General features: G+C 47.3%; 20 protein-coding genes. 15 read left to right on the forward strand and 5 right to left on the reverse strand.

Annotation, left to right across the window (positions count from 1 at the left end):
* Nucleotides 1-16: 16 nt before the first annotated feature.
* The 12 genes from MTP37_RS08170 to MTP37_RS08225 all read left to right on the forward strand — a co-directional run bounded on the left by MTP37_RS08170 (nt 17) and on the right by MTP37_RS08225 (nt 17,478).
* Nucleotides 17-1,765 (forward strand): DUF262 domain-containing protein, encoded by a 1,749-nt coding sequence (locus MTP37_RS08170; protein WP_249236837.1) that lies wholly within the window; start codon nt 17-19, stop codon nt 1,763-1,765.
* Between the two features lie 196 nt (nt 1,766-1,961).
* The gene (locus MTP37_RS08175; RefSeq protein WP_249236839.1) at nt 1,962-3,719 is read left to right on the forward strand and encodes a type I restriction-modification system subunit M; all 1,758 of its coding nucleotides are present in this window, start codon (nt 1,962-1,964) and stop codon (nt 3,717-3,719) included.
* A 2-nt stretch (nt 3,720-3,721) separates the two neighbouring features.
* Nucleotides 3,722-4,963: a restriction endonuclease subunit S gene (locus tag MTP37_RS08180; protein ID WP_249236840.1), complete on the forward strand. Its 1,242-nt coding sequence runs from the start codon at nt 3,722-3,724 to the stop codon at nt 4,961-4,963.
* 1 nt (nt 4,964) lies between these two features.
* Nucleotides 4,965-5,948 carry a DUF5677 domain-containing protein gene (locus MTP37_RS08185; RefSeq protein WP_249236841.1) on the forward strand — a complete coding sequence of 328 codons (984 nt, stop codon included), beginning with the start codon at nt 4,965-4,967 and terminating at the stop codon, nt 5,946-5,948.
* On the forward strand, nt 5,945-6,502 hold the full coding sequence (locus tag MTP37_RS08190; protein ID WP_249236842.1) for a hypothetical protein: 558 nt from the start codon (nt 5,945-5,947) through the stop codon (nt 6,500-6,502). Before MTP37_RS08185 ends, MTP37_RS08190 begins: the two co-directional genes overlap by 4 nt.
* Before the next feature lie 2 nt (nt 6,503-6,504).
* Nucleotides 6,505-9,477 (forward strand): type I restriction endonuclease subunit R, encoded by a 2,973-nt coding sequence (locus MTP37_RS08195; protein WP_249236843.1) that lies wholly within the window; start codon nt 6,505-6,507, stop codon nt 9,475-9,477.
* Between the two features lie 1,221 nt (nt 9,478-10,698).
* Entirely contained in the window at nt 10,699-11,772 is a 1,074-nt protein-coding gene (locus tag MTP37_RS08200) for a ParB N-terminal domain-containing protein (protein ID WP_249236844.1), read from the forward strand.
* A 1-nt stretch (nt 11,773) separates the two neighbouring features.
* Nucleotides 11,774-12,532 (forward strand): replication initiator protein A, encoded by a 759-nt coding sequence (locus MTP37_RS08205; protein WP_249236845.1) that lies wholly within the window; start codon nt 11,774-11,776, stop codon nt 12,530-12,532.
* Nucleotides 12,529-13,365: an ATP-binding protein gene (locus tag MTP37_RS08210; protein ID WP_249238715.1), complete on the forward strand. Its 837-nt coding sequence runs from the start codon at nt 12,529-12,531 to the stop codon at nt 13,363-13,365. The genes MTP37_RS08205 and MTP37_RS08210 overlap by 4 nt, the downstream gene beginning before the upstream one ends.
* Nucleotides 13,366-13,660: 295 nt before the next feature.
* A complete protein-coding gene (locus tag MTP37_RS08215) occupies nt 13,661-13,876 on the forward strand; it encodes a helix-turn-helix domain-containing protein (protein WP_097792018.1) in 216 nt (71 codons plus the stop codon).
* Nucleotides 13,873-15,546, forward strand: a complete 1,674-nt coding sequence (locus tag MTP37_RS08220; RefSeq protein WP_249236846.1) for a recombinase family protein — start codon at nt 13,873-13,875, stop codon at nt 15,544-15,546. Before MTP37_RS08215 ends, MTP37_RS08220 begins: the two co-directional genes overlap by 4 nt.
* A gap of 249 nt (nt 15,547-15,795) precedes the next feature.
* Nucleotides 15,796-17,478: a DUF262 domain-containing protein gene (locus MTP37_RS08225; protein WP_249236847.1), complete on the forward strand. Its 1,683-nt coding sequence runs from the start codon at nt 15,796-15,798 to the stop codon at nt 17,476-17,478.
* 113 nt (nt 17,479-17,591) lie between these two features.
* Here MTP37_RS08225 and MTP37_RS08230 read toward each other — a convergent pair whose 3' ends face one another.
* Nucleotides 17,592-17,939, reverse strand: coding sequence for a hypothetical protein (locus MTP37_RS08230; RefSeq protein ID WP_249236848.1), 348 nt, complete (start codon nt 17,937-17,939; stop codon nt 17,592-17,594).
* A gap of 308 nt (nt 17,940-18,247) precedes the next feature.
* Here MTP37_RS08230 and MTP37_RS08235 point away from each other — a divergent pair, with 308 nt between their 5' ends.
* Nucleotides 18,248-18,856 (forward strand): helix-turn-helix domain-containing protein, encoded by a 609-nt coding sequence (locus tag MTP37_RS08235; RefSeq protein WP_249236849.1) that lies wholly within the window; start codon nt 18,248-18,250, stop codon nt 18,854-18,856.
* A gap of 171 nt (nt 18,857-19,027) precedes the next feature.
* Here the strand turns inward: MTP37_RS08235 and MTP37_RS08240 are convergent, their stop codons facing one another.
* From MTP37_RS08240 to MTP37_RS08255, 4 genes are all read right to left on the reverse strand, one after another.
* The gene (locus MTP37_RS08240; protein ID WP_118643589.1) at nt 19,028-20,536 is read right to left on the reverse strand and encodes a recombinase family protein; all 1,509 of its coding nucleotides are present in this window, start codon (nt 20,534-20,536) and stop codon (nt 19,028-19,030) included.
* A gap of 89 nt (nt 20,537-20,625) precedes the next feature.
* Complete coding sequence (locus MTP37_RS08245) at nt 20,626-20,802, reverse strand: hypothetical protein (protein ID WP_165483719.1); 177 nt, start codon at nt 20,800-20,802, stop codon at nt 20,626-20,628.
* 133 nt (nt 20,803-20,935) lie between these two features.
* A complete protein-coding gene (locus MTP37_RS08250) occupies nt 20,936-21,139 on the reverse strand; it encodes a hypothetical protein (protein ID WP_044927990.1) in 204 nt (67 codons plus the stop codon).
* Between the two features lie 508 nt (nt 21,140-21,647).
* Nucleotides 21,648-22,070 (reverse strand): RNA polymerase sigma factor, encoded by a 423-nt coding sequence (locus tag MTP37_RS08255; RefSeq protein WP_249236850.1) that lies wholly within the window; start codon nt 22,068-22,070, stop codon nt 21,648-21,650.
* Nucleotides 22,071-22,664: 594 nt separating this feature from the next.
* Between MTP37_RS08255 and MTP37_RS08260 the strand changes: the two genes are divergently transcribed.
* Complete coding sequence (locus MTP37_RS08260; protein ID WP_249236851.1) at nt 22,665-23,414, forward strand: ABC transporter ATP-binding protein; 750 nt, start codon at nt 22,665-22,667, stop codon at nt 23,412-23,414.
* A 15-nt stretch (nt 23,415-23,429) separates the two neighbouring features.
* A complete protein-coding gene (locus tag MTP37_RS08265; protein ID WP_249236852.1) occupies nt 23,430-25,403 on the forward strand; it encodes an ABC transporter permease in 1,974 nt (657 codons plus the stop codon).
* Nucleotides 25,404-25,430: the final 27 nt, after the last annotated feature.

Consider the following 25,430-nt stretch of genomic DNA (forward strand, 5'->3'; position numbering starts at 1 on the left):
AAACAGGAGGCATCGAATGTCAAAATTAAACATTGATCAAAAAAGCGTGCGGGCACTTTTCAGTGAGAAGAAGGCTGATTTCCTCATTCCGGATTATCAAAGGCCTTACGCCTGGGGAGAAAAGGAATGCCAGACTCTTTGGGATGACCTGTTCTTATTTGCATTTCCTGATAATGACTGCGACAAATTCAACAGTGACAGCGATGAGTATTTTCTCGGCCCCATCGTCACATTTAAAAATGATGACGGTAAAATGGAGATTATTGACGGACAACAGCGCCTTACGACATTGATGCTGTTGCTTCGAGCTTTCTATGAAAAATATGGAAGCATGAAGAACGATAAAGCTGTAAAGACCAGCAAGTTCATTGAGCAGTGCATCTGGAAAACCGATGAGTTTGGTGACCCGGACAAGTCAGCATTGAAAATCGACTCAGAAGTCGCCACCGACAAGGAAAAGGGCGAATTTCTGAATATCCTGAAAACAGGAACCTTGTCTGATTGCGAAAAGAGCAGCTACGCCAATAACTATCGCTTTTTTCAGCAAAAGATCGTAGACTTTCTGAATACTTACCCAGACTGGTTTTCCTTCTTTCCGATTCGGATCATGAACAACTGTATTTTGCTCCCGATTGAAGCAGAATCTCAGGACACCGCTTTGCGAATCTTCTCGACATTGAATGACCGCGGAAAGCCACTGTCTGATGCAGATATCTTCAAGGCGCAATTTTACAAGTATTACTCTGCCAAAGGCGAGCGGGAAGTCTTTATCCAAAAGTGGAAGGACCTCGAGGTACTGTGTGATTCTATTTTCCATCCTATTACCGGCACTCCGATGGATGAGCTTTTCACACGGTATATGTACTATGAACGTGCAAAGCAAGGCATCAAATCCTCGACAACGGAGGCGCTGCGCAAATTCTATGAGCGGAATGCTTACAGCTTGCTAAAAAATGACCAGACTTTTGAAAATCTGATCGATCTTGCAAATTTCTGGAATGATGTGCAGAATCAAAATGTTGAGCGCTTCTCTGACCGAGTTCTTCGCAGGCTCTTTGTTCTGAACTACGCTCCCAACGGTATGTGGACCTATTTTGTTTCGGTCTATTACATGGCCAATCGGGATTCTGATGGTCTACTGAACGACGATCGTTTCTATAGCTTTCTTAACAAAATCACCGCATTCATCTGGGCATATGCCGTTACAAATCCGGGCGTAAATGCACTGCGCACTCCCATTTTTGCAGAAATGATCAACATTGTAACCGGGCAACCTGTTCGGTTTTCTGACTATTTGTTTGATACTCAGAAATTGCAGAACGCTTTTGACAACTATACCTTCAGCAACAACCGCGCGATCACAAAGGCCATGCTGACATGGTGGGCATTCCAGAACTCCTCCCAGGAGCTCTTGTCCCTTGAAAGTGTACTTGAGATCGAGCACATCTACGCACGCAACCGCCAGGAAAAGGAGCACTCGCTTTCCAATCCGAGAAATGTTGAAAGCCTTGGCAACAAGGTGTTGTTGGAAAAGCGCATCAATATCCGCGCTTCTGATTATCGCTTCAGCGATAAGGTCAAGTACTATACCGGTTTTGAAAACAACCGGAAGCAGAAAAAAGAGGGTACAAAAATCAAGGAGCTTACTGACCTCGCTGCGAATGCCACAGATTTTACCGAATCTGACATTGTAGAGAGAAACGCCAAAATCATCCTCAACTTTATCACCTTCATGCACAACAACGATCTTCTATGTGAAGATTAAATCCTTCTATGATCGATGCCCGTCTGATTTTCAGGCGGGCATTTCTTTTTGGCAAAATATAGTCATTCTACAAAATCCGTGGTACAATAGATGCAAGAATCATTTTTGAGGAAAAGCATCCTGCTATCCGATTTATAGGACACCCATCGTTGTAAAATCAGGATGTCCACCTATCACAAAAAACAAGGAGCAACGTATGCCAAACGATAAGATCACCGCCGTAGGTGCCAACATTGCCGAAAAAGCCGCCATGATCTGGAATGTAGCCGATATGCTGCGGGGGCCGTTCAAGCCCCACGAGTACGGTCTGGTCATTCTGCCCATGACCGTGGTGAAGCGGTTCCACGACTGTCTGCTGCCCACCCATCAGGCAGTGCTGGACACCTACGAGAAGGTGAAAAAGCTGCAGGTCATCGACGGCTTTTTGCAGAAGGCCTCCGGCTACCAGTTCTATAACACCAGCCGGTTCACCTTCGAGACCCTGCTGGCTGACCCGGACAACATTGAGTCCAACTTCCGGGATTACCTGTCCGGTTTCTCTGCCAACGCACAGGATGTGCTGGCAAAGTTCGACTTTGACAACATCATCAAGCGGATGGTAGAGAGCAACACCCTCTACCTCGTTATCAAGGAGTTTGGCTCCGAGAAGGGATATCTTGGCCCGGACAAGATCAGCGCCGTGGACTGCGGCTATATCTTTGAGGACCTGGTGCGGCGGTTCTCCGAAAGCTTTGGCGAGGAAGCCGGAGCGCACTTCACCAGCCGGGATATCATCTACCTGATGACCGACCTGCTGCTGTCCGAAGCCGACCTCGATACCAGCAGCATGACCGTTTACGATATGGCCATGGGCACCAGCCAGATGCTGAGCTGCATGGAGGAGCGCATCCACGAGCTGAACAGCGACATTGAGGTGACCTGCTTCGGGCAGGAGTTCAACCCCTCCACCTTTGCCATCGCCAAGGCGGATATGATGATCCGCGGCGGCGACCCCAACAATATGCGGTTCGGTGATACTTTGTCGGAGGATCAGTTTCCCGGATTCACCTTCCAGTACATCATCTCCAACCCGCCCTTCGGCATCGACTGGAAGCGGGAGCAGAAGGCGGTGGAAGCCGAAGCCGCCCGGGGCGAGATGGGGCGTTTTGCGCCCGGTCTGCCCAAGATCAGCGATGGTCAGCAGCTTTTTGTGCTGAACGGCCTTGCCAAGCTGGCAAACAAGGGCAAAATGGCCATTATCCAGAACGGCTCTCCCCTGTTCAGCGGCGATGCCGGCAGCGGGCCCAGCAACATCCGGCAGTATATTCTGGAAAACGACTGGCTGGACTGCATCATCCAGCTTTCCACCGATATGTTCATGAACACCGGCATCTCCACCTACATCTGGGTGCTCAGCAAGGATAAGCCCGCCCACCGTGCAGGCAAGGTACAGCTTATTGACGCCAGCCACTGCTTTGAGCCACGCCGCAAGAGCATCGGCACCAAGCGCAACGACATCACCGATGCCTGCCGGGAGCTGATCGTCACCGCCTACGGCGAATCTGCCAACGGCAAGGTGTACGGCGACAAAAACGGCATCTACTGCGAGAGCAAGGTGTTCGAGAGCGTGGAGTTCGGCTACAACAAGATCGTGGTGGAGCGCCCCCAGCGGGACGAGGCGGGCAACGTTATCCTGAAGCGCGGCAAACCTGTGCCGGACACCAGCCTGCGGGACACCGAAAACGTACCGCTGGTGCAGGATATCGACGCCTACTTTGCCCGGGAAGTTCTGCCCTACGCCCCCGACGCATGGATCGACCACAGCAAGACCAAGGTGGGCTACGAGATCCCCATGACCCGCTATTTCTACGAGTATCAGGCGCCGGAAGCCGTGGAGGATATCGTGGCGCGCATCACCGCACTGGAACAGGATATCTCCGCCGGGCTGGCAGAGCTGTTCCATAAGGAGGACTGACCATGGCACGGAAAATGAAAGATAGCGGCATTGAATGGATCGGGGAGATTCCAGAGGGGTGGGAGGTTGTACAACTCAAACGCTTTGCTGAAGTTCACAATGGTCGTGAGATTGACGTTGAAGTCGATAGTACCGATTCTTCTGCCGTTGGAGTATATGGCTCTGGTGGAGTTTTTAAATACACCAATCGTGCACAATACAGTGGAAAAGCTGTTCTTTTTGGGCGAAAAGGAACTCTCGGCAAGCCCTTGTATGTTGAAGGACAACTATGGGCAGTAGACACCATGTATTTTCTCACTTACAGTAATCGCCTACTTGAAAAATTCAGTTATTATCAATTTTTAGCCTTTAACTGGGCTCCTTATATCACTCACACTGCTATTCCTAGTGTTGTTGCATCTGAAATTGTTGCTTGTTATTTTCCTATTCCACCGCTAGAGGAACAGGCAAAAATCGCAGATTACCTTGATAATGGTTGTGCTTCACTTGATACCATCCTCGACAAAACTCGTTCCAGCATCGAGGAATACAAAAAGCTCAAGCAGGCAGTTATTACGCAGGCTGTGACCAAAGGCGTGCGTGGTGAGCGGGAGATGAAGGATAGTAAAGTTGATTACATCGGACAAATTCCTGACGAATGGGTTCTTTGTAAACTCCGCAATATCGGTGATGCTCAAAACGGTATTAGTAAGGCCAGTGAATTTTTCGGTAAAGGAACACCATTTGTAAGTTATAGTGATGTTTATAAAAATTACTCTCTGCCTTTTTCCGTATCTGGATTAGTCGAGTCCACTCCAGAAGAACAAGAGCGATACTCTGTAAAGGAGGGAGACATTTTCTTTACCCGGACTTCCGAAACAATCGAAGAAGTTGGATTTTCTTGTGTTTGTGAAAAGGATATTCCCAATGCCACGTTTGCTGGTTTTCTCATCCGAGTACGTCCATTTTCAGACAAATTGCATACACCGTATGCAAAGTATTATTTTAGAAGCTCTCACTTACGGTTTTATCTTGTTAAGGAAATGAATCTTGTAACACGGGCTAGTCTTGGGCAGAGCCTTCTTAAATCCATGCCTGTTTTGTTGCCACCACTTGAAGAGCAAAAAGAAATTGCTGCCTACCTTGACGCCAAGTGCGCCGAAATTGATAGGCTGATTGCAAAGAAGGAGCAGCTGGTAAAAGAACTGGAAAGCTATAAGAAAAGTTTGATTTATGAGGTTGTAACAGGGAAACGGGAGGTGTAAAATGGAAGAAAATAAATTCCAGGATGTTTTGGGCAATATTTTAATGGAAACACTATCAAATCGTGCGGACGAATTGCAAAAAGAAGGAAAATCCATTTCAGACATTTCTAAAATCCTCAATGATGATAAAATATCTTCTATCGTTGAAAAACTTCTTGAGCGGGCTTCTTCCGACAATGTTTCCTTTTACAAATCACATCTTCATGAAATTATCGAAGATGCTGACATTGAAAAGAACCGCTTTCTTCAGCATCACCATTCAATCTGGGGGGAATGTTTTGAAGCCTCTCGTGTTATGTATATAATTGCTGTTGAGGGTGCGGAAGCTTTCTGTCATTATGTAACAGATAATATTCCGATTGATACCCGCGAATCAAAACAATTCACATTTTTGGCTCTTCAACACATTCATGGACGCGTTTGCCAACAGTTTGCTGAGGTTCTCTGTCTTATGGAAAATGGTTTCGCAGATGGAGCCTATGCTCGTTGGCGCTCAATGTTTGAATTGTGTTGCACGGCTACTTTTATTTCTGAACAGGGTGAACAGATTGCAAAACAATATATCGAGGCTTCTAAGTCCGACAAGCAAAAGTATGAGTGGACAAAAGGTGCAAAAGATCCATCTGGGAAAGAAATCACAATAAAAACTTTTGCTGCGCTCCAATCACAATGTCATGTTAATGAAAAATGGAAACCACAATATAAGCTTGCCTGCTCTATCATTCATCCTACGCCTCAAGGAACAATGGGGCGTTTGTCTAACGCGGATAATTCCAACTGTGTTCCTGTAGGACAATCAAATTTTGGCATTTCTATTCCTGCGGAGCATTCTGCCATATCATTAGCATGGGCAACCAACATTTTTCTTACTGTGTTCACATATATGGATGGTCTATCAACTTGTGAAACTCTAAACAAATGGATTGATGTTATTCGTGCGTTATATTTTTCTGCAATGGACAATTATAAAGGAGGTAAAAAATGAACAGTCCTGATGTAAACGCTATTGTAGCTTCCGCTACAACAATAAATTGGGTTACAGACGTAATTGTTCCGTTGACTTCTGCGCTTATTGGTGGTCTAGTAGCACTGGTAGGCGTTTATATCACCCTATCCCATGAGCGCAATGTCCGAAAAGCTGAAATCTCCGCGAATGCAAGGCCCTTCTTCTCAATTTTCGGAATGTATGACCATGGTCGTTTTTCTAATGCTCAAGAACATGTATTTTCTTTCGTCTCTGGTGATATTTATGATGACAACCAATCTCATCTCGTTGCAAATGTTGTTAATTCTGAAAAAATCGAATTTGTAATAAATGAATTTTGCATTGATGGTATTCATTATCATCCCCATGGATACGAAAAACAATTCATTTCAAAAGGTTTAGTTTGCACAATAGTTATCAATATTAAAACAGGTGCAAATTTGTCCGATGCTTTAATGTATGTCACCGATATCAATTCCACAAAGCACATTTACAAATTAAAATGTAGAAATGAACTTGTTATCGATTTTGAAGAAGTTCAAAAGGAGGTCTAACCATGCCCCTCAACACCACCGAAAAGCAGTTTGAATCGGACATTGCGGCGGCGCTGCTCTCCCCTGCCGGGGGCTACACCCGCAACGGGGATTGCTACGACCCCAAGCTGGGGCTGTTTGTGGATACCCTGATCCGCTTTGTGCAAAAGACCCAGCCCAACGAGTGGGCATTTTTTGAAAAGCAGAACCCGGTAAACCCGGTGCGAAAATTCTGCACTGCCTTTAACAATGCCTGCGATGCGGACGGACTGCTTTCGGTGCTGCGGTATGGGTTCAAGCACCGGGGACGGCGGTTCCGGGTGTGCTATTTTCAGCCGGAATCCGCGCTGAACCAGAAGGACGCCCAGCGCTACGCTCAAAACGAGATCACCTGCAGCCGGCAGTGGTTCTACTCTGACACCACCCACAACTCGGTGGACATGGTGCTGGCGGTAAACGGCATCCCGGTGTTCGCCTTTGAGCTAAAGAACCAGTTCACCGGGCAGACCGTGGAGAACGCCAAGCAGCAGTGGATGCACGACCGGGACCCGCGGGAGGTGTGTTTCCAGTTCAACAAGCGCATTCTGGGCTACTTTTGCGTAGACCTGACCGAGGTGTGGATGGCCACCCGGCTGGCAGGCAAGGACACCCGCTTTCTTCCCTTCAATCAGGGCTCTAACGGTGCCGGACGGGACGGCGGCGCAGGCAACCCGCCCAACCCCAGCGGCTACCTTACCGCCTACCTCTGGGAAGAAGTGTTCCAGAAGGACAGCATGATGGACATCCTGCAAAAGTTCATGAGCCTGCAGGACGGCAAGACCCTGATCTTTCCCCGGTACCATCAGCTGGACGTGGTGCGTAAGCTGGTGGCAGATGTGCGGCAGAAAGGTGCCGGGCAGCACTATCTCATCCAGCACAGCGCCGGGTCGGGCAAGTCCAACTCCATTGCTTGGACGGCGTACCGGCTGGCTTCCCTGTTCAACACCGAGAACAAGCCGGTGTTTGCCAGTGTCATCGTGGTGACTGACCGCACCGTGCTGGACGCACAGCTGCAGGAGACCATCTCCGGCTTCGACCATACGCTGGGTGCGGTGGAGGCCATCGGCGAGGACAAAAACTCCGGCGACCTGCGGGATGCCATCAACAACGGCGCACGCATCATCATCACCACGCTGCAAAAGTTCCCGGTCATCTATACTGAGGTAAACAAGACTGCCGGGAAGAACTATGCCGTTATCATCGACGAAGCGCACTCCTCCCAGACCGGCACCTCTGCTTTAAAGCTGAAAGCCGCCCTTGCCGACACTGAGGACGCGCTGCGGGAATATGCCGAGCTGGAAGGCAAAGCGGAGGACGAGATCGACCCGGAGGATGCTCTGGTGAAGGAGTTGACCTCCCACGGGCGGCACAAGAACCTGTCCTTCTTTGCCTTTACCGCCACCCCAAAAGCCGCCACGCTGGAGCTGTTCGGCACCGAGTACCCGGACGGCAGCCACCACCCTTTCCACATTTACAGTATGCGGCAGGCCATTGAGGAAGGGTTCATTCTGGATGTGCTGCAAAACTACATGACCTATTCCACCTGCTTTAAGATCGCCAAGACCATCCCGGACAACCCCGACCTGCCTGCCAGCCGGGCGGCAAAGCTCATCCGCAAGTATGAAGAGCTGCACCCCTACAACATCAGCCAGAAGGCAAAGATCATTGTAGAGACCTTCCGGGAGACCACCAGCCACAAGATCGGCGGGCGGGGCAAGATGATGGTGGTCACCTCCTCCCGGCTGGCGGCGGTGCGGTACTTTCACGAGGTCAAGCGCTACATTGCGGAGCAGGGCTATGACGATGTGCAGATCTTAGCGGCGTTTTCCGGTGCCGTACCGGACGGCGGCGTGGAGTACACGGAGCAGTCCCTGAACGTCCGCGCCGACGGCAGCCACATTACAGAGAGCCAGACCAAAAAGGAGTTCCACAACAACTTCAATGTGCTCATCGTGGCAGAAAAATACCAGACCGGTTTTGACGAACCGCTGCTCCATACCATGATCGTGGACAAAAAGCTGAAGGGCGTCAAGGCGGTGCAGACTCTCTCCCGTCTGAACCGTACCTGTCCCGGTAAAATTGACACCTTTGTGCTGGATTTTGTGAACAAGGCGGAGGACATCCGGGAGGCATTCCAGCCCTTTTATCAGGAGACGTTTCTGGAGCAGGAGGTCAACACCGACCTCATTTACAAAACCCAGAAGGAACTGCGGAGCTTTGCGGTCTATTCCGATGCAGACGTGGAAGCCTTTGCCAAGGAGTATTTCCGCAGCACCAAGCAGGATAAAAACGCCGTGGGCCGCATGAGCAGCGTCTTGAAGCCGGTGGCAGACCGCTACAACCAGAAGACACAGGCCGAGCGGTACCAGTTCCGCCGCCTGCTGCGCAGCCTTGTCAAGTGGTACGGCTACGTTTCACAGGTGGCGCGGATGTTTGATGAAGAGCTGCACAAGGAGAACGTATTCTGCGCTTACCTGCTCAAACTGCTGCCGCCGGACGAGGTCTCTCCGCTGGACTTAGAGGGCAAATTACAGTTGGAGTATTACAAGCTGCAAAAGACCTTTGCCGGTGCCATCGAGCTGGAACACGCCAAGGGCGTCTACGAGCCAGTCACCCAGAAAGGCGCTCTCGGCCACGACCCCAAGGAGCCGCTGGACGAGATCATTTTGAAGATCAACGAGAAGTTCAAGGGCGAGTTCACCAATGCCGACCGGGTGCTGCTTACTGCCCTGCATGACCGTCTGCTGGCCGACCCGAAGCTGGCAAAGCTGGCGCGCAGCTCCGACCCGCAGATCTTTACCGAGAGCATCTTCCCCAAAGCCTTTGACACCGCCGCACAGGACAGCTATCTTGAAGCGCAGGACACCTTCTCTTCCCTGTTTGAAGATACCAGCAAGTACAAGGCTATCATGTCAGCATTGGCAGAGTGGCTGTATGGAGAATTCCGCAAGAAGTAAAACAGTTTTCCCTTTTTATTTGCTTAAAGCAGCCTGCATCCACGGGATGCAGTTCAAGGGTTTGGGTGTTCCCAACAAGCATTTTGCAACGCAAATGGTGTTTGTATAGACAGACACATTGCTTGCGAGCACTATGAAGCCTCTCAACGCGACTTCCAAATTTGAAAATTATTTTGCAATCGAGACCGTCCGTTTTCAAGTTCAACTTGAAGCGGGCGGTTATTTTTCTGCACAAAAATTTTCGAATTTGCAACCGCAGCAAGCAGGGCGAGTTGGTGCCAACTCACAAGTTTTGAATCAGATTTTTCAAATCCGACTTCAAAAACGATTGTTGGGCTTCGCCAAAACCCGATATTCAGCACATAAACTGTGCCGACTGCGTATCTTAACAGACGCTGAATAAGCAAATTTCTTGTAGAAAAAATCGTTTCCGAAAAATCGTCGTTGATTCATTCAATATTGCACAAAACCGGAACTATTACTTCCGGTTTTGAAGGCAAAAAGCGGAAGTATCACTTCCTAAAAAATCGAGCAATTTTATGGTATGCTCTATCCAGAGCCGTTCACAAGAACCGGACCTCCCAAGTCCGGTTTTCTCCCTCAAAACCGGACCTGATACGTCCTAAAAATACTTATTTGATTGTGATAGGCTTTCTACAAGCCTTCATCGAACCTTGAGAACCGAATGACCGTCTGCATGGGATACCCGGCCATGACCCCGCAAGGGAGAGCCGGAAAACGCCGCTGGAAGGGGGTAGGAAGTCCGTGCAGAGAGAACGGCACCCAAAATTTGAAATCACGTTGATACGAAAAACCAGAACCAGTAGTTCCGATTTTGCCTTGAAATTCATTTCATATCCCTTAAAAACCGGAACTACCAGTTCCTAAAAACAAAATTTACGATGTGATACACTAAGCCCACAGAAGCACATTCTTCATTGCTTTCACACCAGTTCAGGCATTGAATGTCCGATTTTTAGCAGAAATTCAAATCAACTTTCGTAAAAACCAGACATAATGTGTCCTAAAAAATCTCCCATGAATGTGTTAGCCTAGTTTCAAATCTATCATTGAACCTTGAGAACCAAATGACCGTCCGCATGGAATACCCGGCGATGATCTCACAAGAGCGAGCCGGAAGACGCCGCCGGAAGGGGGCAGGAGATCCATGCGGGGATAACGGCTGAACTACCAATAAATTTTTGAAAGGAGATTTTGCCTATGAAGAAAAACAAGTTTGAATTTATCATTGATTCCGAATTTCAATCTCAGATTCCTGCATTGACCGATGAAGAATTTCAGCAACTGGAAGAAAACATCCTTTCAGAGGGCGAAGTCCTGTCTCCCCTGATCGTCTGGGGCAACATTCTTGTTGATGGTCATAATCGCTATAAGATTCTCCAGCATCACCCGGAAATTCCTTATACCACCCGTTCGATTTCCTGCACCTGCGAAACCCGTGAAGATGTTCTGGCATGGATCTGCAAACATCAGCTGAGTCGTCGGAATCTGACACCCGAGCAGAAAAAGTTTCTGATTGGAAAGCAGTATCACTCTGAAAAATCCACTCGTGGGGGAAACCATGGCAATCAGTACACGCAGGTGGCAAACTGTCAAATTGACAATTTGCCATCGGTAGAAAACACGACCGAACGAATCGCCAAAGAAAACAATGTAAGCCCTTCTTTCGTAATTCGTGCCGAGCAGTTCATGAAAACCGTTGAGCTGATGGAAAAATACTGCCCCGGCATTCAGGAAGAAATCTTATCCGGAAAACTTAAGCTATCTCAGCGAGAGGCTACCATTATCCGTGGAACTCCCACGGAAGCATTGCCTACCGTGGTATCAACGTGGCGAGAGGGAAAGCTGAACGGTAAACCAGACGATAGTGCAGACACCTATGAAAATTTAGAATTGCTTTCCAAGGTCACCGAACGCAATTTCTCTAGTGCTGCCACATCGAAGATCCAAACGGCTGATCCACTCTCGGAGAATCGACCTTTTATTTCATCGGGAAAGCGCAGCACCGAACTCCAGACCATTCGTGAGCTAGGAGAAAAGATGGCAACGGTTGATCATGTCGCCGATGCCGAAGGAATGTTCAGTGAAATCAACAGTGCCTCTGATAGCTTTATTTTCCGTCTCGAACAATGCTTTGCTCTGTATCCCGACTTTCTGACAAATGTAGAGATTGAAGCAAAAGTTATTGCTGCTTTGCAAAAGGCAGAAAGCTATATTGTGCATCTGAAAGAACAGCATCGGCAGCATCTTCTGGAGACTACCAACAGCCAGTAAAATGCTTTCCAAAAATTTGTTTGATGAAAAAACACTGGAGGTGAATTTTATTTCCGACTACCTGACTGTTACTACACCTTTGCCGCAATATCTGCCCTATGCTCGCTTTCTACTGGATACAGACCTGAGCCACACAGCAAAATTGCTCTACACCCTGCTGCTGGACCGGGCAACACTTTCCCAAAAGAACAACTGGATGGATGAGCGCGGCTTCGTCTATGTAATTTTTCCCATTTCATCATTGAGCGAAGCCCTGCGATGCAGTACCATGAGCACTAAACGTGCATTGCGCTCACTGGAGGATGCCGATCTGATCGAGCGCAGAAGAGGTCGCATTACTGTGCCCAACAGCATCTTTGTAAAAGTCCCGACAGAACAAAAATGTTCCTTTGCATGGAACGATTCTGCCCTATGCGATGGAACAGAAATGATACCTTCCACGGAACAAAAGTGTTCCACTAACCAACGTAATAAGAACAACCTGAAAGATAACCACCTGATAAAAACAACAGCTGCTCATTTGACCTTTGGCGAATATCAAAACGTCTTTTTAACAGAGATGGAGTACAAGCGGCTCAAAGCCGACTTTTCCGGACTAGATGGCCTGATCGAACAGCTTTCAGCTTATATCCAGTCCACCGGCAAAAAATATGCCGACCATGCCGCTACCCTGCGCATCTGGGCAAAACGGCAAAAGTCGGAACAAAAGCAAGCACCGGGCATCCCGGACTACACATTCAGGGAAGGAGAAAGCCTATAAAGACGATCGAAAAAATTTTGGAACAGCTCCCATCCAGTATTCCCGAAAACACCGATGATTATTATGGCAAGGACGGCCTGCTTCATTGTGGAAAGTGTCACACCCCAAAAGAAGCGTTCTTTGCAAAGGGCATTGCCCTGATGGGCAAAAACAAGCACCCAATCGAATGCATCTGCCAGCGCACGGAAAGAGAAAAACAAGAAGCCCTTATCAGCCAGCAAAAGCACAACGACCTTGTGCGGCGGCTGAAAGCAGAGGGATTTTCTGACCCGTCAATGCTGGACTGGACCTTTGAAAACGACAATGGCCGCAGCCCACAGATGCACCACGCACACCGCTATGTAGAGCAATGGCAGACCATGCGCGCAGAGAACCTTGGGCTTCTTCTCTGGGGTGGTGTAGGCACCGGCAAGAGTTTCCTTGCCGGGTGCATTGCAAACGCTCTGATGGAGCAGGAAGTGCCTGTGCGTATGACAAACTTTGCCCGAATCCTGAACGAGTTGAACAGCAGCTTTTCCGGGCGGAACGATGTTGTGGACAATCTCTGTCGCTACCCCCTGCTCATCATTGACGATTTCGGCATGGAACGTGGCACCGAATACGCACTGGAACAGATCTACAACATCGTGGACAGCCGATACCGCAGCCGGAAGCCGCTGATCGTCACCACCAACCTGACGCTGGGCGAGATACGATACCCACAGGATACCGCCCATGCCCGCATCTATGACCGCCTGCTGGAAATGTGCATTCCGATCTCCTGCATTGGGGTCAGCTTACGGAAGGAGAACGCACAGGAAAAGCTGGAACGCTTAAAAAGTTTAATCGGATGAATCAAAAAATATTTCTAAAAATCCGCCTGGACTGTCAAAGTTCTGCTACAAGGAAATGGAGTTGCCTATTGAAAAAATACTATGACACCGAAACTGACAATGCATCCTTTGTACGCTGTATCGATGTTATGGCAAAGCTGATTCAAAAATATGGCTCAACTGTACTGGAGCAAAAGGAGTCTCCGCTTTGCGCGACCAACAATAAAGCTGCATAAGCAAATTTACACGTTGCGTAATTTTTATTTTTATGTTAAAATAATTGCGTAGCGTGTTTTATATATATGAGGGCAACTTTATGGACTGCAAAGACAAAATCCTCGAACTGCGCGAATCGACCGGGATGAACCGCCGGGAGTTTTGCACTTTCTTCCAAATTCCCTACCGCACTGTAACAGAATGGGAACTCGGCCACCGCCATGCGCCAGAGTATGTACTCCGGTTGCTAGAGTATTATATCCAGCATGAAAATCTCACACAACAACCAACCGCTGAAAGTGAGGATTTCTTATGAAAAAAGCACGCACCAAATGCTACATTTATACTCGCGTATCTACGGCCATGCAGGTGGACGGTTACAGCCTTGATGCACAGCGTGAAAAGCTGCGCAAATATGCCGATTATGAAGATATGGTCATTGCTGGAGAATATTCTGATGAAGGATTTTCCGGTAAGAACATTCAAGGTCGGCACGAATTTCAACAGATGCTGCGAGATGTGCAAGACTGTAAAGACGGCGTTTCTTATGTTCTGGTATTCAAACTCTCCCGTTTTGGGCGCAATGCGGCCGATGTTCTGAACTCCTTGCAGCTTATGCAGGATTTCGGTGTCAATTTGATTTGCGTAGAAGATGGCATCGACAGTTCCAAAGATTCCGGCAAGTTAATGATTTCCGTTCTTTCTGCTGTTGCTGAAATCGAACGTGAGAATATCCGTGCTCAAACGATGGCCGGCCGTGAACAAAAAGCCCGTGAGGGCAAATGGAACGGCGGCTTTGCACCCTATGGCTATAGGCTGGAAAATGGCGAGCTTTCGATTGCAGACGATGAAGTGGAAGTTATCCGTGTTATTTTTGACCGCTTTATCCATACCAACGATGGTGTAGCAGGTATTGCCCGGTATCTGAACACCCATGGGTATGTGAAAAAGCTCCGTCAGAATGGAACTATCCCAAAGTTTTCTGCTGTATTTGTTAGAGGTATTCTGGACAATCCCATTTACTGCGGTAAGATTGCATTTGGTCGCCGCAAGGTTGAAAAGAAACTCGGCACTCGAAACGAAATGCACGTTGTGAAGCAATCCGAGTTTCCCGTCTATGTCGGTCAACATGAAGCCATCGTTTCCGAGGACGACTGGAATCTTGCACAGACAAAGCGTCAGCGTACCACAGGGCGGCGTGAAAAGGTCCGCGACCCAGACCACGCACATATTCTTTCCGGCATTCTGAAATGCCCCTGCTGTGGACGGAATCTGTACGGAAATGTCTCTAAGGCTCACAGCAAGGATAACAAAACTCGTTACTACTACTTCTGCAAGAGTATCAAAGGGCAGACTGGACACGAATGTTCTTTCCGGTTGAACATTGAACAGAACGAAATCAATCAGATGGTCGCATCCATCGTATCCGCTATGGTTCACGACCCACGCTTCGTAGATGCCATCAAAGAGAAAATCGGTTCCGCAGTCGATACCAGCGAGTTAGACCGTCAGGCCGATGCAATCAAAGTGCAGCTCCGCCAGCGACTCAGTACGAAATCTCGTCTGGAGCACCAGATGGACACACTGGACTTTAATGATCCCTATTATGACCGTAAGTCTTTGGATTTGCAGCGACGTTACGATGAGCAATATGAACTGATTGAGGACATGGAAACCCAGCTCGCTGAAATCCAAGGTCAGATTGATGACATTCATCAGGAGAAGATCACAGCTGACAACATCTATCACCTGCTTCTGGCCTTCGATGAAGTCTACAATGCCGCCACTGAGGTGGAGCAAAAGGAATTCATGCGCGCCTTCATCGAGCGCATTGATATTTTCCCGGAAAAACAGCCAAATGGCAACTGGATTCGGAACATTGTATTTGCCTTCCCTGTTCCCTATAATGGAAAAGAGATTCGAGAATTTCCCTTGGAATCGCAATCAACCGTTGAGTGCGTACTCTTGATGTCAAAAGCGCAGTAATATCGTGCGGTGATTCGTTTAATATTGTTTAGACATCATTTTACAGTCTGAACCGTTCTCGTCCTTGGAAACAGGTCGAGGGCGGTTTTTGAGAATTTGGACAGTATCTAAATTGTAGCCACAGGGGTAACAGATAATTGAGTTTCTGGATTAGATGTTTGGGCTAACAGCAAATCCGGCAACTCAGGTATCTTGGGGTATTCAGTGTAGGATTTAGATGTCATCTATAAAGGAGGATAGCAAACAGAAATGAGTACGAAAATCAAGGGTTCCGAATTTCCGCTTGCAAAGATTTTCAGTTCCGATTTTGATTACAATATCCCATCTTTCCAGCGCCCTTATTCCTGGACGGAAGACCAGACGCGAGAACTCTTCAACGATTTGCACGATTTCTATGTAGAAGAGAGCTCCGAAGAACAATATTTTCTTGGCAGTATCGTTCTTGTAAAGGAAGATGACAAGCCGCACTCGGAAGTGATTGATGGGCAGCAGCGTCTTACCACTCTGACGATTCTTCTGGCTGCGCTGACTTCCAGGCTAACCGGGGACAATCGGGCGGATTTCAAAAACTATATCATCGAACCCGGTCGTGCCTCTCAGGGCATCGTTCCCAAACCGCGCCTGCAATTGCGCAAGGTGGACAATCCTTTCTTTTGCACTTATGTGCAGGAAATGCAATTTGATAAACTGTTTGGTTTGAATCCTGATATGCTGCCAACAGAAGCGCAGCAGAACATTCTTCTCAATGCCAAATTGCTGATGGACCTTCTAGTGGCTAATTTTGCCTCGGAGGCCGAACTGGTTCGTTTTGGTGCTTTTCTGGTACAGCGCTGTCTACTGATTGTAGTATCTACCCCCACCGAGCAATCTGCGTTCCGCATCTTTTCGGTCATGAACAATCGCGGTATGGATTTGCTTGTCACTGATATCATCAAGGCAGATGTAATTGGAGCCATCACGCCAGACAGCCGGCAGCAGGATTACAATGAAAAATGGGAATCCCTTGAAATTCAGCTTGGCCGATCCGGATTTAACGACCTCTTCGGCCATATCCGCATGATCCGGATGAAGGCCAAAGCCAAAAAATCCCTGCAAGAGGAATTTTACAAGTTCGTTCTGCCTGCCATCACCTGTCCTATAGCTATTGATTTTATTGACAACACCCTAGAGCCCTTTGCAAACGCCTATGACATAATTTCCAGCAGTCATTACGCTGGTGCCGAGGATGTTAATAACATACTCCGCTGGCTGAACCGGATTGATAACTCCGATTGGCTTCCAGTCGCCATGCTTTACTATGTGAAGCACAAAGACAATGCTGTGCTTCTACAGCGTTTTTTCAGCAAACTGGAACGCTTGGCTGCCTATATGCGCATTTCCTCTACGGATGTTACCCACCGAATCGACCGCTATGCCAAGGTTCTAGCCGATCTAGAAAACCCTGCTGTGGCAGACTTTGGTCCCTCTATCGAACTTTCTGCCGCCGAGATTCAGGACTTCCTCACACGCCTGGGTTCCGATGTCTATAAGATGACTTCCAACAAGCGCAACTATCTGGTACTCCGGCTCGACTCCTTTGTATCGGATGGTTCGGCATACTATGATTCCAAACTTCTTACCATTGAACATGTTCTGCCCCAGACAGTTGCTCCCGGAAGTCAATGGGAAAAAGACTGGCCCGATCCTGTCGAGCGAGAAAAGTGGCTGCATAAACTCGGAAACATTCTGCCGCTTTCCAAACGAAAGAATTCACAGGCGCAGAACTACGAATTCCCAGTCAAAAAGGAAAAGTATTTCAAAACAAAAGGTGTTTCTTCCTTTGCACTGACTACACAGGTTCTTAATTACACCACATGGACTCCTGCTATTGTACAGAAACGACAGTCTGAACTTATTGAGATCTGCAAAAAGAAGTGGGATCTCATCCTCTAAATTTCTCTAATACTCCTTATATTTTTAATTACAAAAAGCCGCCAGCGTATCATGTGAAAATCCATCACACTGTACGCTGGCGGCTATGCTTTATCCTCTATTCTTTTCATTTTTCACACAGGCACATCAATACTAACTCCAGACTTCAGTTCCACGGTGTAGTGGTCATCCCAGACCGTGATTTGCCGGAGCCAGCGTTTGACCAGCTTTTCATCAAACTCGGTCAGCTCATTTCTCTGCTGCCCGATAAAATCCTGCAAGTCCTTGATGCGTTCCATCTGGATTGCCTTGGTGGTTTCATCGGAATCCGTCTGCTGCTGCAACTCTCGCAGATGGAAGATCTCCTCGGCAACATCATCGTAGGCTTCCCGGTTGTTGGCACGGTTCAGCAATTCCTGTTGGAGCACCAGCAGCCGCTCCGCAATGCGGTCTTTCTGGGCAGAAGTATCATTCCGCAGCACAAGCATATCCAATCATGGATTTATGCTGGACTGATCTGGTCGGGCGCATTTGGCTGTCTGATCGCTGCTCTGAATTTCAGAAATGCAGATAAAGATGAACCTGATAAAAATAAAATCAAACCAGATTCCAACGGTATCTTCCACTCAAAAGTAACTGTAGGTACTCAATCCGACAATTCTATCTAAGTGACACTTGACATTTTTAAGAAATACGCTTTCATGCGTAGTTTTACTGTCAACAATTTATTTGTTGACAGTTTTTTATTTTCCTGCTATACTCTATAAAAAGAAGCTGGAGGTGGTATGACATGGCAGAAACATTTGAACAGCAGATTTTAAATGTGTTCGGCACAACCGACATCAAAAAACTTCGTAGGATTTCAGATGATGCTGCAAAATACCGTAAAGCAACAACCAGTATCAAATCTCCTGCTGGCCGAAAGAACTCTTTCACCAACGCCCAGCGCGCACAAATTCTTGCATTGCAGGCATCTGGCATGGACATTGTTAAAATTGCGCGCACATACAACGTTTCTCGGCAAACCATCTACAACCAAATCAATCAAGCCCACCATTTCAGTAACGACCCCGATGTTCAAATGCGCATGAATTTTATGAACCGGGATCAGCTTTGCACGGCTATCGACATCGATTTTAAACATGAAAAAATAAAAATTTGCAACTACACAAATCAGATTCCTCTTCGCGCATTTGGCATCATCGAGAATCCCACATGGAATGATTTTGAACGTTTTTTGGAAGACCGCTGTTTTCCTAAAAGTCGTGACCACGCTAAAACCATTCTGAAAGAAATGCAGCTCCCCTTTTACGATCCACTATTGATTGTTGAGAAAACACATGGTCGCATGGCTGGTGACCACCAGTGGATCATGATTCTAAAGAAGGAGGATCAGTAATGGCAATAAATCTTAACACAGTTTCCCCCCTTCACAAAACCGGACATACATCAAAAGGTGACCAATTAAAATGGACTACTAACAGAATCTGGTACAAAGCTGACTATAACATCGGTGTACAAGGGGTACAAACGAGATAAAATAGAAATGAGGGGCGATAGAGCGGAAATATCAGATTTTCCACTCTATCTGAACACGGTCGCTGGTGGCCTTGATTGTAGAGATCAAACCATCGGCGGCTTTTCTTTTGTCGTCAAAATCTATGCTGTCCCAGTTGTCGAGATAATAGGATAACTTCTTTATCTGCTGAGGAGATATGGTTTCAACGCTCAATTCAGCGATTGCCTTTGAAATGGTCTGGCGTCGGGTGTCCAGTTCTTCAATTTTTTTGTTAGCGTAGGCAAGCAAGGTCGCATTGGCTCCGGTTAGCGTATCCAGCAGCTTTTCAATTTCTGCCTCCACCTGTGCCAGCTCCACTTGATAGGCGGTCAGTTTCGGATTGACTTTTTCCTCTCTGCCGTGGAGTATCTGAAAGTCTTTGAACTTTTCCTGCATGGCCGAGAAAATGAATTGCTCAAATTCTTCTTTGCGGATTTTCCCGCAGCCCGGACAGCCTTTGTTTTCCGTCCGTTTGGTACAGCGGAAATATCCGGTGCTGTTTGGTACATGGGTGGCTTTCAGAGCATACCCACAATGCCCGCATTTGATTTTTCCGGCCAGCCAAGTGTTCTTCGGTTTCCGTCCCTGCTGGAAGGTGGTATTTTCCATAAGTTTTTTCCGGCATTTCAGCCATGTGTCAGAGGAAATGAGTGCTTCATGGGGAGCGATAACAAGTATCTGGTCTTTTAAGCACCTGTCCTTGTCCTCTTTCACATCCCGCCCCTGATAGAGATAGCAGCCGTTTGTTCCGGCAAAGTCAGAAGCGTCATTGACAATCGCTGCACCCTGACTCTTGAAAAATTCGTACAGCTCCAAATCGGCCTGTGCGTAAACGGGGTTTCTTAAAAGCTGGGAAAGAAATGTACGGAACATGGATTTTCCATAAATTTTTATATCATGTTCCTCGAAGTATCGGGTAATATCTCCGAAGGAGGTTTCCGGTTCAGCGTACATTTCAAACATCAGCCGAACATGGTCGGCGGCTACGGGGTCGGCAACCATTTTCTTTGTGCGGATACCCTCTACCACAGTAGGCTCTAACTGATAACCGTATGGCGCCTGCCCGCTCATGTGAAAGCCTTTCAAGCAACGGGAATAGTAGGCGTCCGTGACGCGCTTCTGGATTGTCTCACGTTCAAGCTGGGCGAATACAATGCAGATATTCAGCATGGCCCGGCCCATCGGGGTCGAAGTATCAAACTTTTCCGTGGATGATACAAACTCCACATCGTACTCTTGAAACAGCTCCATCATCGTTGCAAAGTCCAGAATAGAGCGGCTTATACGGTCCAGCTTGTACACAATGACCCGCCGGACCTTTCCCTTGCGGATCTCGCCCAACAGCTTTTGAAACTCCGGCCTGTCCGTATTTTTACCGGAATAGCCTTTGTCCTTGAATACCCGGCAGCTCCCACCTTTCAATTCATACTTGCAAAAGTCGATCTGACTTTCAATGCTAATACTGTCCTTGCGGTCTACTGACTGTCTTGCGTAAATACAATCTTCTCTGATAAATTCCATATTGGGCTCCTTTCCTTGTTGGAATGGAGCTACCAACCTTACAACTATATTATACCATCAGCAGCCCCGGACAACAATGTTGCGAATGATTAGGGAAATCTGTCCCCATATTTTCTGAACACCTCATAAAGACAACGCTCAATTTCTTTTTTGCGCTGTGCTTTCTCCTTCGGGGGAAGTACCGGCGTGAGGCTTTCCAGCACAATGATCTTCCCTTGAAATGCGACAGACTTTGTTTCTCGTTCATAAGTGACAGCTTGCGTCATTGAAAACCTCCTTTGCGAAAGTGCGTGTATATGCCTGCCTTTCCCGCTTGTCCTGTGGGGAAATGTCAAAAGACGGCACCCAGCAGGTGCCGCCCTTTGAGCTTTCTCCACTTCGGGTCGATGTGACCCGAGGTCAGTAAGGACTGGAATGGTACTTTTCTTTGGCGTCCTCCACGCTGTTGAGGTCAAATACTTCATAAAGCTGTCCCACAACACGGCGAATATCCTTCTTTGAAAATCCGCAGTCCTCCATTGCCATAATGACATAACCACGGCAGGCGTCATTGCTCCATTCGTCCGGTTCCAAGCCGGGGATCATTCCAAACGCATTTCCCATAAAGTGCTCCTTTTTTTGAAAAGATGGGGAGCCACGCCGGATTGGTTGGCCTATCACCAGACAGCATTGCCGGGGGCTCCCCATAGGTTTTCACTTCATTTCAGACACACCGGACGGACATAGGCTTCATGCCCCATAGTATTTCAACTCTCCCCATTCTGATGGCAAGGCGTTCTCATTGCCTGCGACGGCTCACGGCTTGCAAAGCCGCTTCAACGCTCGGACTGTGACTAAACGCAAGTATCCGGGTTCTGCGCCTGTTCCGGTGGAGCCAGCCTTGCCCCACCTATGGCATGGACCTGTTCGCTCGCTCAGTTTTACAAAGACTGTATTCTCTGAAATCCGAGGTCATGGCGGGTCTGTCACACAGCGCGTTCCCCTTCGTATCCGGGTGTCTTTTTATTCAATTTTCAATCTGCATGAGGCTTGTCTGAACCTCGGGTCATTGTGACCCGAAGTGTTTTGCCTCTCATAAACCATTTCATTTTCCGGTCTAAATCGGTACGCCTTACAAAGAATTTTTCAAAATTTTTTCTAAGTGCCGCAGACCTCGCTCGATTGCGACACGAATCACTTTTTCATGGACGCCCTCTGCCCGGGCAATGTCCTGTTTTGTCATGCCGAGAATGAAATGAGCATAAATCCGTTTTGCCTGTTTGTCCGGCAGACTGGCAATCGCCGCATGAAGCTCCTGCATGGTCACTTTCCGCTCATACAGTTCATGGGGAGATAAGGCAACAAAGACAGCCTCATGCTCCAGCCCGTCATCCCGATCAAGGGAATAGTAGGCTTTGTGGCGGTATGTACGCAGCCGGTAGGCCGCCTCTTTACGATCAAACTCTTTGAACATTTCTGCAACTTCTTCCGATACTTCCATGAAGCAATCCGATGTATAGAATGGGTAGTAGTCCCGCAAATTGATAATAGCCATATTGACCTCCGTTTCGGTTGTTGGTTGACGAGTGACCGAAACGAAGGCGGCGGTGAGCGGCACCGGGGAATGGCTTCGGGCCAACATGACCCGAAGCCGCCCCATAAGAACGCAAAAGCGCCCGGGCGGCATGAAGCCACTCGGACGCATGAAAATACATATTCAATTATGTGATATTTATTTTCACATCCATAACCAGACTGTCCCGGCGGCGGGGCAAGACTTTTTTTAATTGATGTAACTCATGGGTACTATGAACCACTAACGCAGACATGGCGGCATCCTCCTTATATGCCGCCCTTGCTGATTGCATAAGGGTCGTCGGGTTTCTATTTTAGGCAAAAAGAAACGGCGGCTCTGAATTTTTCAAAGCCGCCGAAGATAGTATAGGCGTGTTGATGTGTCTGCTGTACGACGGCTTTTTTCTTTTGCCGTCGTGCGGCAGATATACATATTCACTATTTTGAAAATATAATATCAAAACTGTACGGATTCAGCATGAGTAAATCACGCATCTTTTCTGCGTGATTTACTCATGTTCTTTTTTTCTATGCACGCTATACTGTCCGTGTACCACGAAAGGAGCGAATCATTATGAGTACACTATTACAAGTAAAAAATATCACAAAAATCTATCCGAACCAGCCAAAGCCCGGTCTTGACAATGTTTCCTTTGAGGTTACACAGGGGGAGTTTTTAGGCATCATGGGTGCGTCTGGCTCAGGAAAAACAACTCTCCTGAATGTTTTATCTACAATCGATGTTCCGACTAACGGCCATATTGTCATGGGAAAAACCCATATTGAAAAGCTTGGCCAAAGACAGGCCGCTGATTTCCGTAAAAACAATCTAGGCTTTATCTTTCAGGAATATTTCCTTCTGGATAGTCTTACTGTACGCGAAAATATTGCAGTCCCATTGACTCTGCTTCACAAACCAGCGCAGGAGATTGATAGGAAAGTTAAGGAACTGGCCGAACTGTTTGGGATCGACTCTCAGCTTAAAAAATATCCCAGCGAATTGTCCGGCGGTCAACGGCAGCGTGTGGCGGCAGCGCGCGCAATGGTAAAACGGCCTCCTCTGATTTTTGCAGATGAACCCACCGGTGCACTGGACTCCAGTTCCGCAACAGAACTGCTTACTGCATTGAAAGAGGTCAATCATACTTTGGGAACCACAATCCTCATGGTAACACACGATCCCTATGCTGCCAGCTATACAGACCGTATCCTTTACTTCAAAGATGGACATATCATCTCCGAGTTGCAGCGCCATAATTCTGAACGCCGGTGCTTCTATGAGGCTATTATTCAGGAATCTGCCCGGCAGGACGAGAAACGGTAACTGGGGGGTGAATATATGAACTTAACGACGATAGCGTTAAAAAACCTGAAACGAAACTTTTCCTTTTATTCACTGTATCTTGTGTCCGTTTCTTTCGTTTTGATGGTTTACTTTTGCTTTACTTCTTTTTCTATGAATGAGATTATCATGGCGAAAATCTCATCGGATGGCCGCGTAGAAATGATGTGCAGCGTAGTCGCAGTATTCATCATGGCGTTTGTTGTGTTTTATATGTTCTACTCGAACAACTTTTTCATGCGCCGCCGAATGAAAGAATTGGGGATTTATGCCCTACTTGGATACCGCAAAGTGGATATGCTTTGTCTGCTAACCATAGAAAATATTTTCATTTGCCTTGGGGGATTGTTCATTGGCATTTTAGCTGGTAGCCTGCTGCACATCGGCGTAACGGCAGGAATTGTTGCTTTGCTTGGTCTGACGATTGATATGGGGGCAATTCCGTTTATCAATCCTCATGCTGTCAGTTTGATTTTCCTGTTTATCCTTGCTGTGCTGCTTACCCTTACGGTTTCCAATGCAGTATTGCTTCTAAAATCAACCCTTTTGGATTTAGTCCGACTAGAAAAAAAGGTGGAAAAACCTGTTTGTCCGAACATCATTTTTTCCGTCATAGGAATTATTTCTCTGCTCGGTGGATATGCTCTGGCATTGGACATGGTTCGGGGTGCTCGCTCTGTCTGGACAACAATTGGATTTTATCCTATTGCATTGTTGACACTGGTGCTGGTAGTAGTTGGCACAGTATTGTCCATTTATTCTTTTGCTCCCTTTGTATGCCAATGTATCAAAAATCGCCATAGCGTTCTGTACCGGGAAAATACAATTATTGTAGTTCCTAAATTTATGCACCGCATCCGCTCCAATGCAAAATCGCTGATTCTTTTGGTTTTGCTTGCTGCCGGAACACTTGCCGTTTTTGGGGCAACCACACTTTCAGTCTGGTATCCTTACAGAGCTGTGGAGCGAATCATTCCTTCTGCCATTGAATACCGGATTGAGGACGAACAGCAGAGTAAAGACGCATTGGAGGCATTAGCTAAGGCTCTAAATGGACAGGAATGCCAGGTACAAGAAACCACCTTACTCAAAACCACAGCCATATCAGATCATCTTCCCTATGAATATAACATTAGCGGCGAAGAAATACGGACTCCGGGTTTTGAATGTATGAGTCTGACAGACTACAATACTTTATTAAGCAGTCAGGGAAAAGAAAGTACGATTTCTGAGCTTAGTGATACAGAATGTGTTTTAGTGAAATATCGCCCAGACCCGGAAAACAAGGATGTTGGTGCTGTTTATCGCCTGAACATTGGCAATGGAGGCACAACGGATGTGACAGTTGTTCAGACCACCTTGAATAATCCTATCGGGTTTGCAAATAGTGTTGCTACGCTTCTTGTCTCTGACCGGCTTTATCAGACCATAGCAAGCGGGCAGCCTGAACAGATCACTGTTGTCAGCATCAACGGAGGAACGACCCGTTCTGATGGGACTGCCTATACGATTTTGAAAGGTGCTATGCCCGAAAACATTTATCTTACAAGTGCATGGCAGCGGCAGACTGAAATTGTCCAGCTGAACAGTTCCACCTATCTGCTGATTGCATTTGCAACCATCATCTTCCTGATCGCAACCGGTAGCATCCTCTACTTTCAAAATCTATCTGCTGTCTCCTACGATCGGGATGATTACAACATCCTTCAGCGCATGGGTTATAGCAGGGATACGATAAAAAGATGCGTCCGTCGGCAAATACAAATTTACTTTGTGATCCCTTATGTGATGGGTATGTTACACAGCATTTTTGCTATTGTATGTTATAAATCTGCATTGATGGATGATGTGCTGGGTCAGGCAGGCGAGGTTATCCTGCCCATAGCCTTAGCTATCGGAATTTTTTCTATCATTTATTTTATCTACTATCAGATAACTAAATATTCCTGCTATAAAGCAGCGATAAACTAATAGCATCGTAGGCAGTTGGAATCCAGT

This window comes from Faecalibacterium sp. HTF-F, from assembly GCF_023347535.1.
In the GTDB taxonomy this organism is placed as follows: Bacteria; Bacillota; Clostridia; order Oscillospirales; family Ruminococcaceae; genus Faecalibacterium; species Faecalibacterium wellingii.

What these genes read in the sequence shown, in the direction of transcription:
- MTP37_RS08170 (WP_249236837.1), top strand. Translation starts at nt 17, where the DNA reads ATGTCAAAATTAAACATTGATCAAAAAAGCGTGCGGGCACTTTTCAGT.
- MTP37_RS08175 (WP_249236839.1), top strand. Translation starts at nt 1,962, where the DNA reads ATGCCAAACGATAAGATCACCGCCGTAGGTGCCAACATTGCCGAAAAA.
- MTP37_RS08180 (WP_249236840.1), top strand. Translation starts at nt 3,722, where the DNA reads ATGGCACGGAAAATGAAAGATAGCGGCATTGAATGGATCGGGGAGATT.
- MTP37_RS08185 (WP_249236841.1), top strand. Translation starts at nt 4,965, where the DNA reads ATGGAAGAAAATAAATTCCAGGATGTTTTGGGCAATATTTTAATGGAA.
- MTP37_RS08190 (WP_249236842.1), top strand. Translation starts at nt 5,945, where the DNA reads ATGAACAGTCCTGATGTAAACGCTATTGTAGCTTCCGCTACAACAATA.
- MTP37_RS08195 (WP_249236843.1), top strand. Translation starts at nt 6,505, where the DNA reads ATGCCCCTCAACACCACCGAAAAGCAGTTTGAATCGGACATTGCGGCG.
- MTP37_RS08200 (WP_249236844.1), top strand. Translation starts at nt 10,699, where the DNA reads ATGAAGAAAAACAAGTTTGAATTTATCATTGATTCCGAATTTCAATCT.
- MTP37_RS08205 (WP_249236845.1), top strand. Translation starts at nt 11,774, where the DNA reads ATGCTTTCCAAAAATTTGTTTGATGAAAAAACACTGGAGGTGAATTTT.
- MTP37_RS08215 (WP_097792018.1), top strand. Translation starts at nt 13,661, where the DNA reads ATGGACTGCAAAGACAAAATCCTCGAACTGCGCGAATCGACCGGGATG.
- MTP37_RS08220 (WP_249236846.1), top strand. Translation starts at nt 13,873, where the DNA reads ATGAAAAAAGCACGCACCAAATGCTACATTTATACTCGCGTATCTACG.
- MTP37_RS08225 (WP_249236847.1), top strand. Translation starts at nt 15,796, where the DNA reads ATGAGTACGAAAATCAAGGGTTCCGAATTTCCGCTTGCAAAGATTTTC.
- MTP37_RS08235 (WP_249236849.1), top strand. Translation starts at nt 18,248, where the DNA reads ATGGCAGAAACATTTGAACAGCAGATTTTAAATGTGTTCGGCACAACC.
- MTP37_RS08240 (WP_118643589.1), bottom strand. Translation starts at nt 20,536, where the DNA reads ATGGAATTTATCAGAGAAGATTGTATTTACGCAAGACAGTCAGTAGAC.
- MTP37_RS08245 (WP_165483719.1), bottom strand. Translation starts at nt 20,802, where the DNA reads ATGACGCAAGCTGTCACTTATGAACGAGAAACAAAGTCTGTCGCATTT.
- MTP37_RS08250 (WP_044927990.1), bottom strand. Translation starts at nt 21,139, where the DNA reads ATGGGAAATGCGTTTGGAATGATCCCCGGCTTGGAACCGGACGAATGG.
- MTP37_RS08255 (WP_249236850.1), bottom strand. Translation starts at nt 22,070, where the DNA reads ATGGCTATTATCAATTTGCGGGACTACTACCCATTCTATACATCGGAT.
- MTP37_RS08260 (WP_249236851.1), top strand. Translation starts at nt 22,665, where the DNA reads ATGAGTACACTATTACAAGTAAAAAATATCACAAAAATCTATCCGAAC.
- MTP37_RS08265 (WP_249236852.1), top strand. Translation starts at nt 23,430, where the DNA reads ATGAACTTAACGACGATAGCGTTAAAAAACCTGAAACGAAACTTTTCC.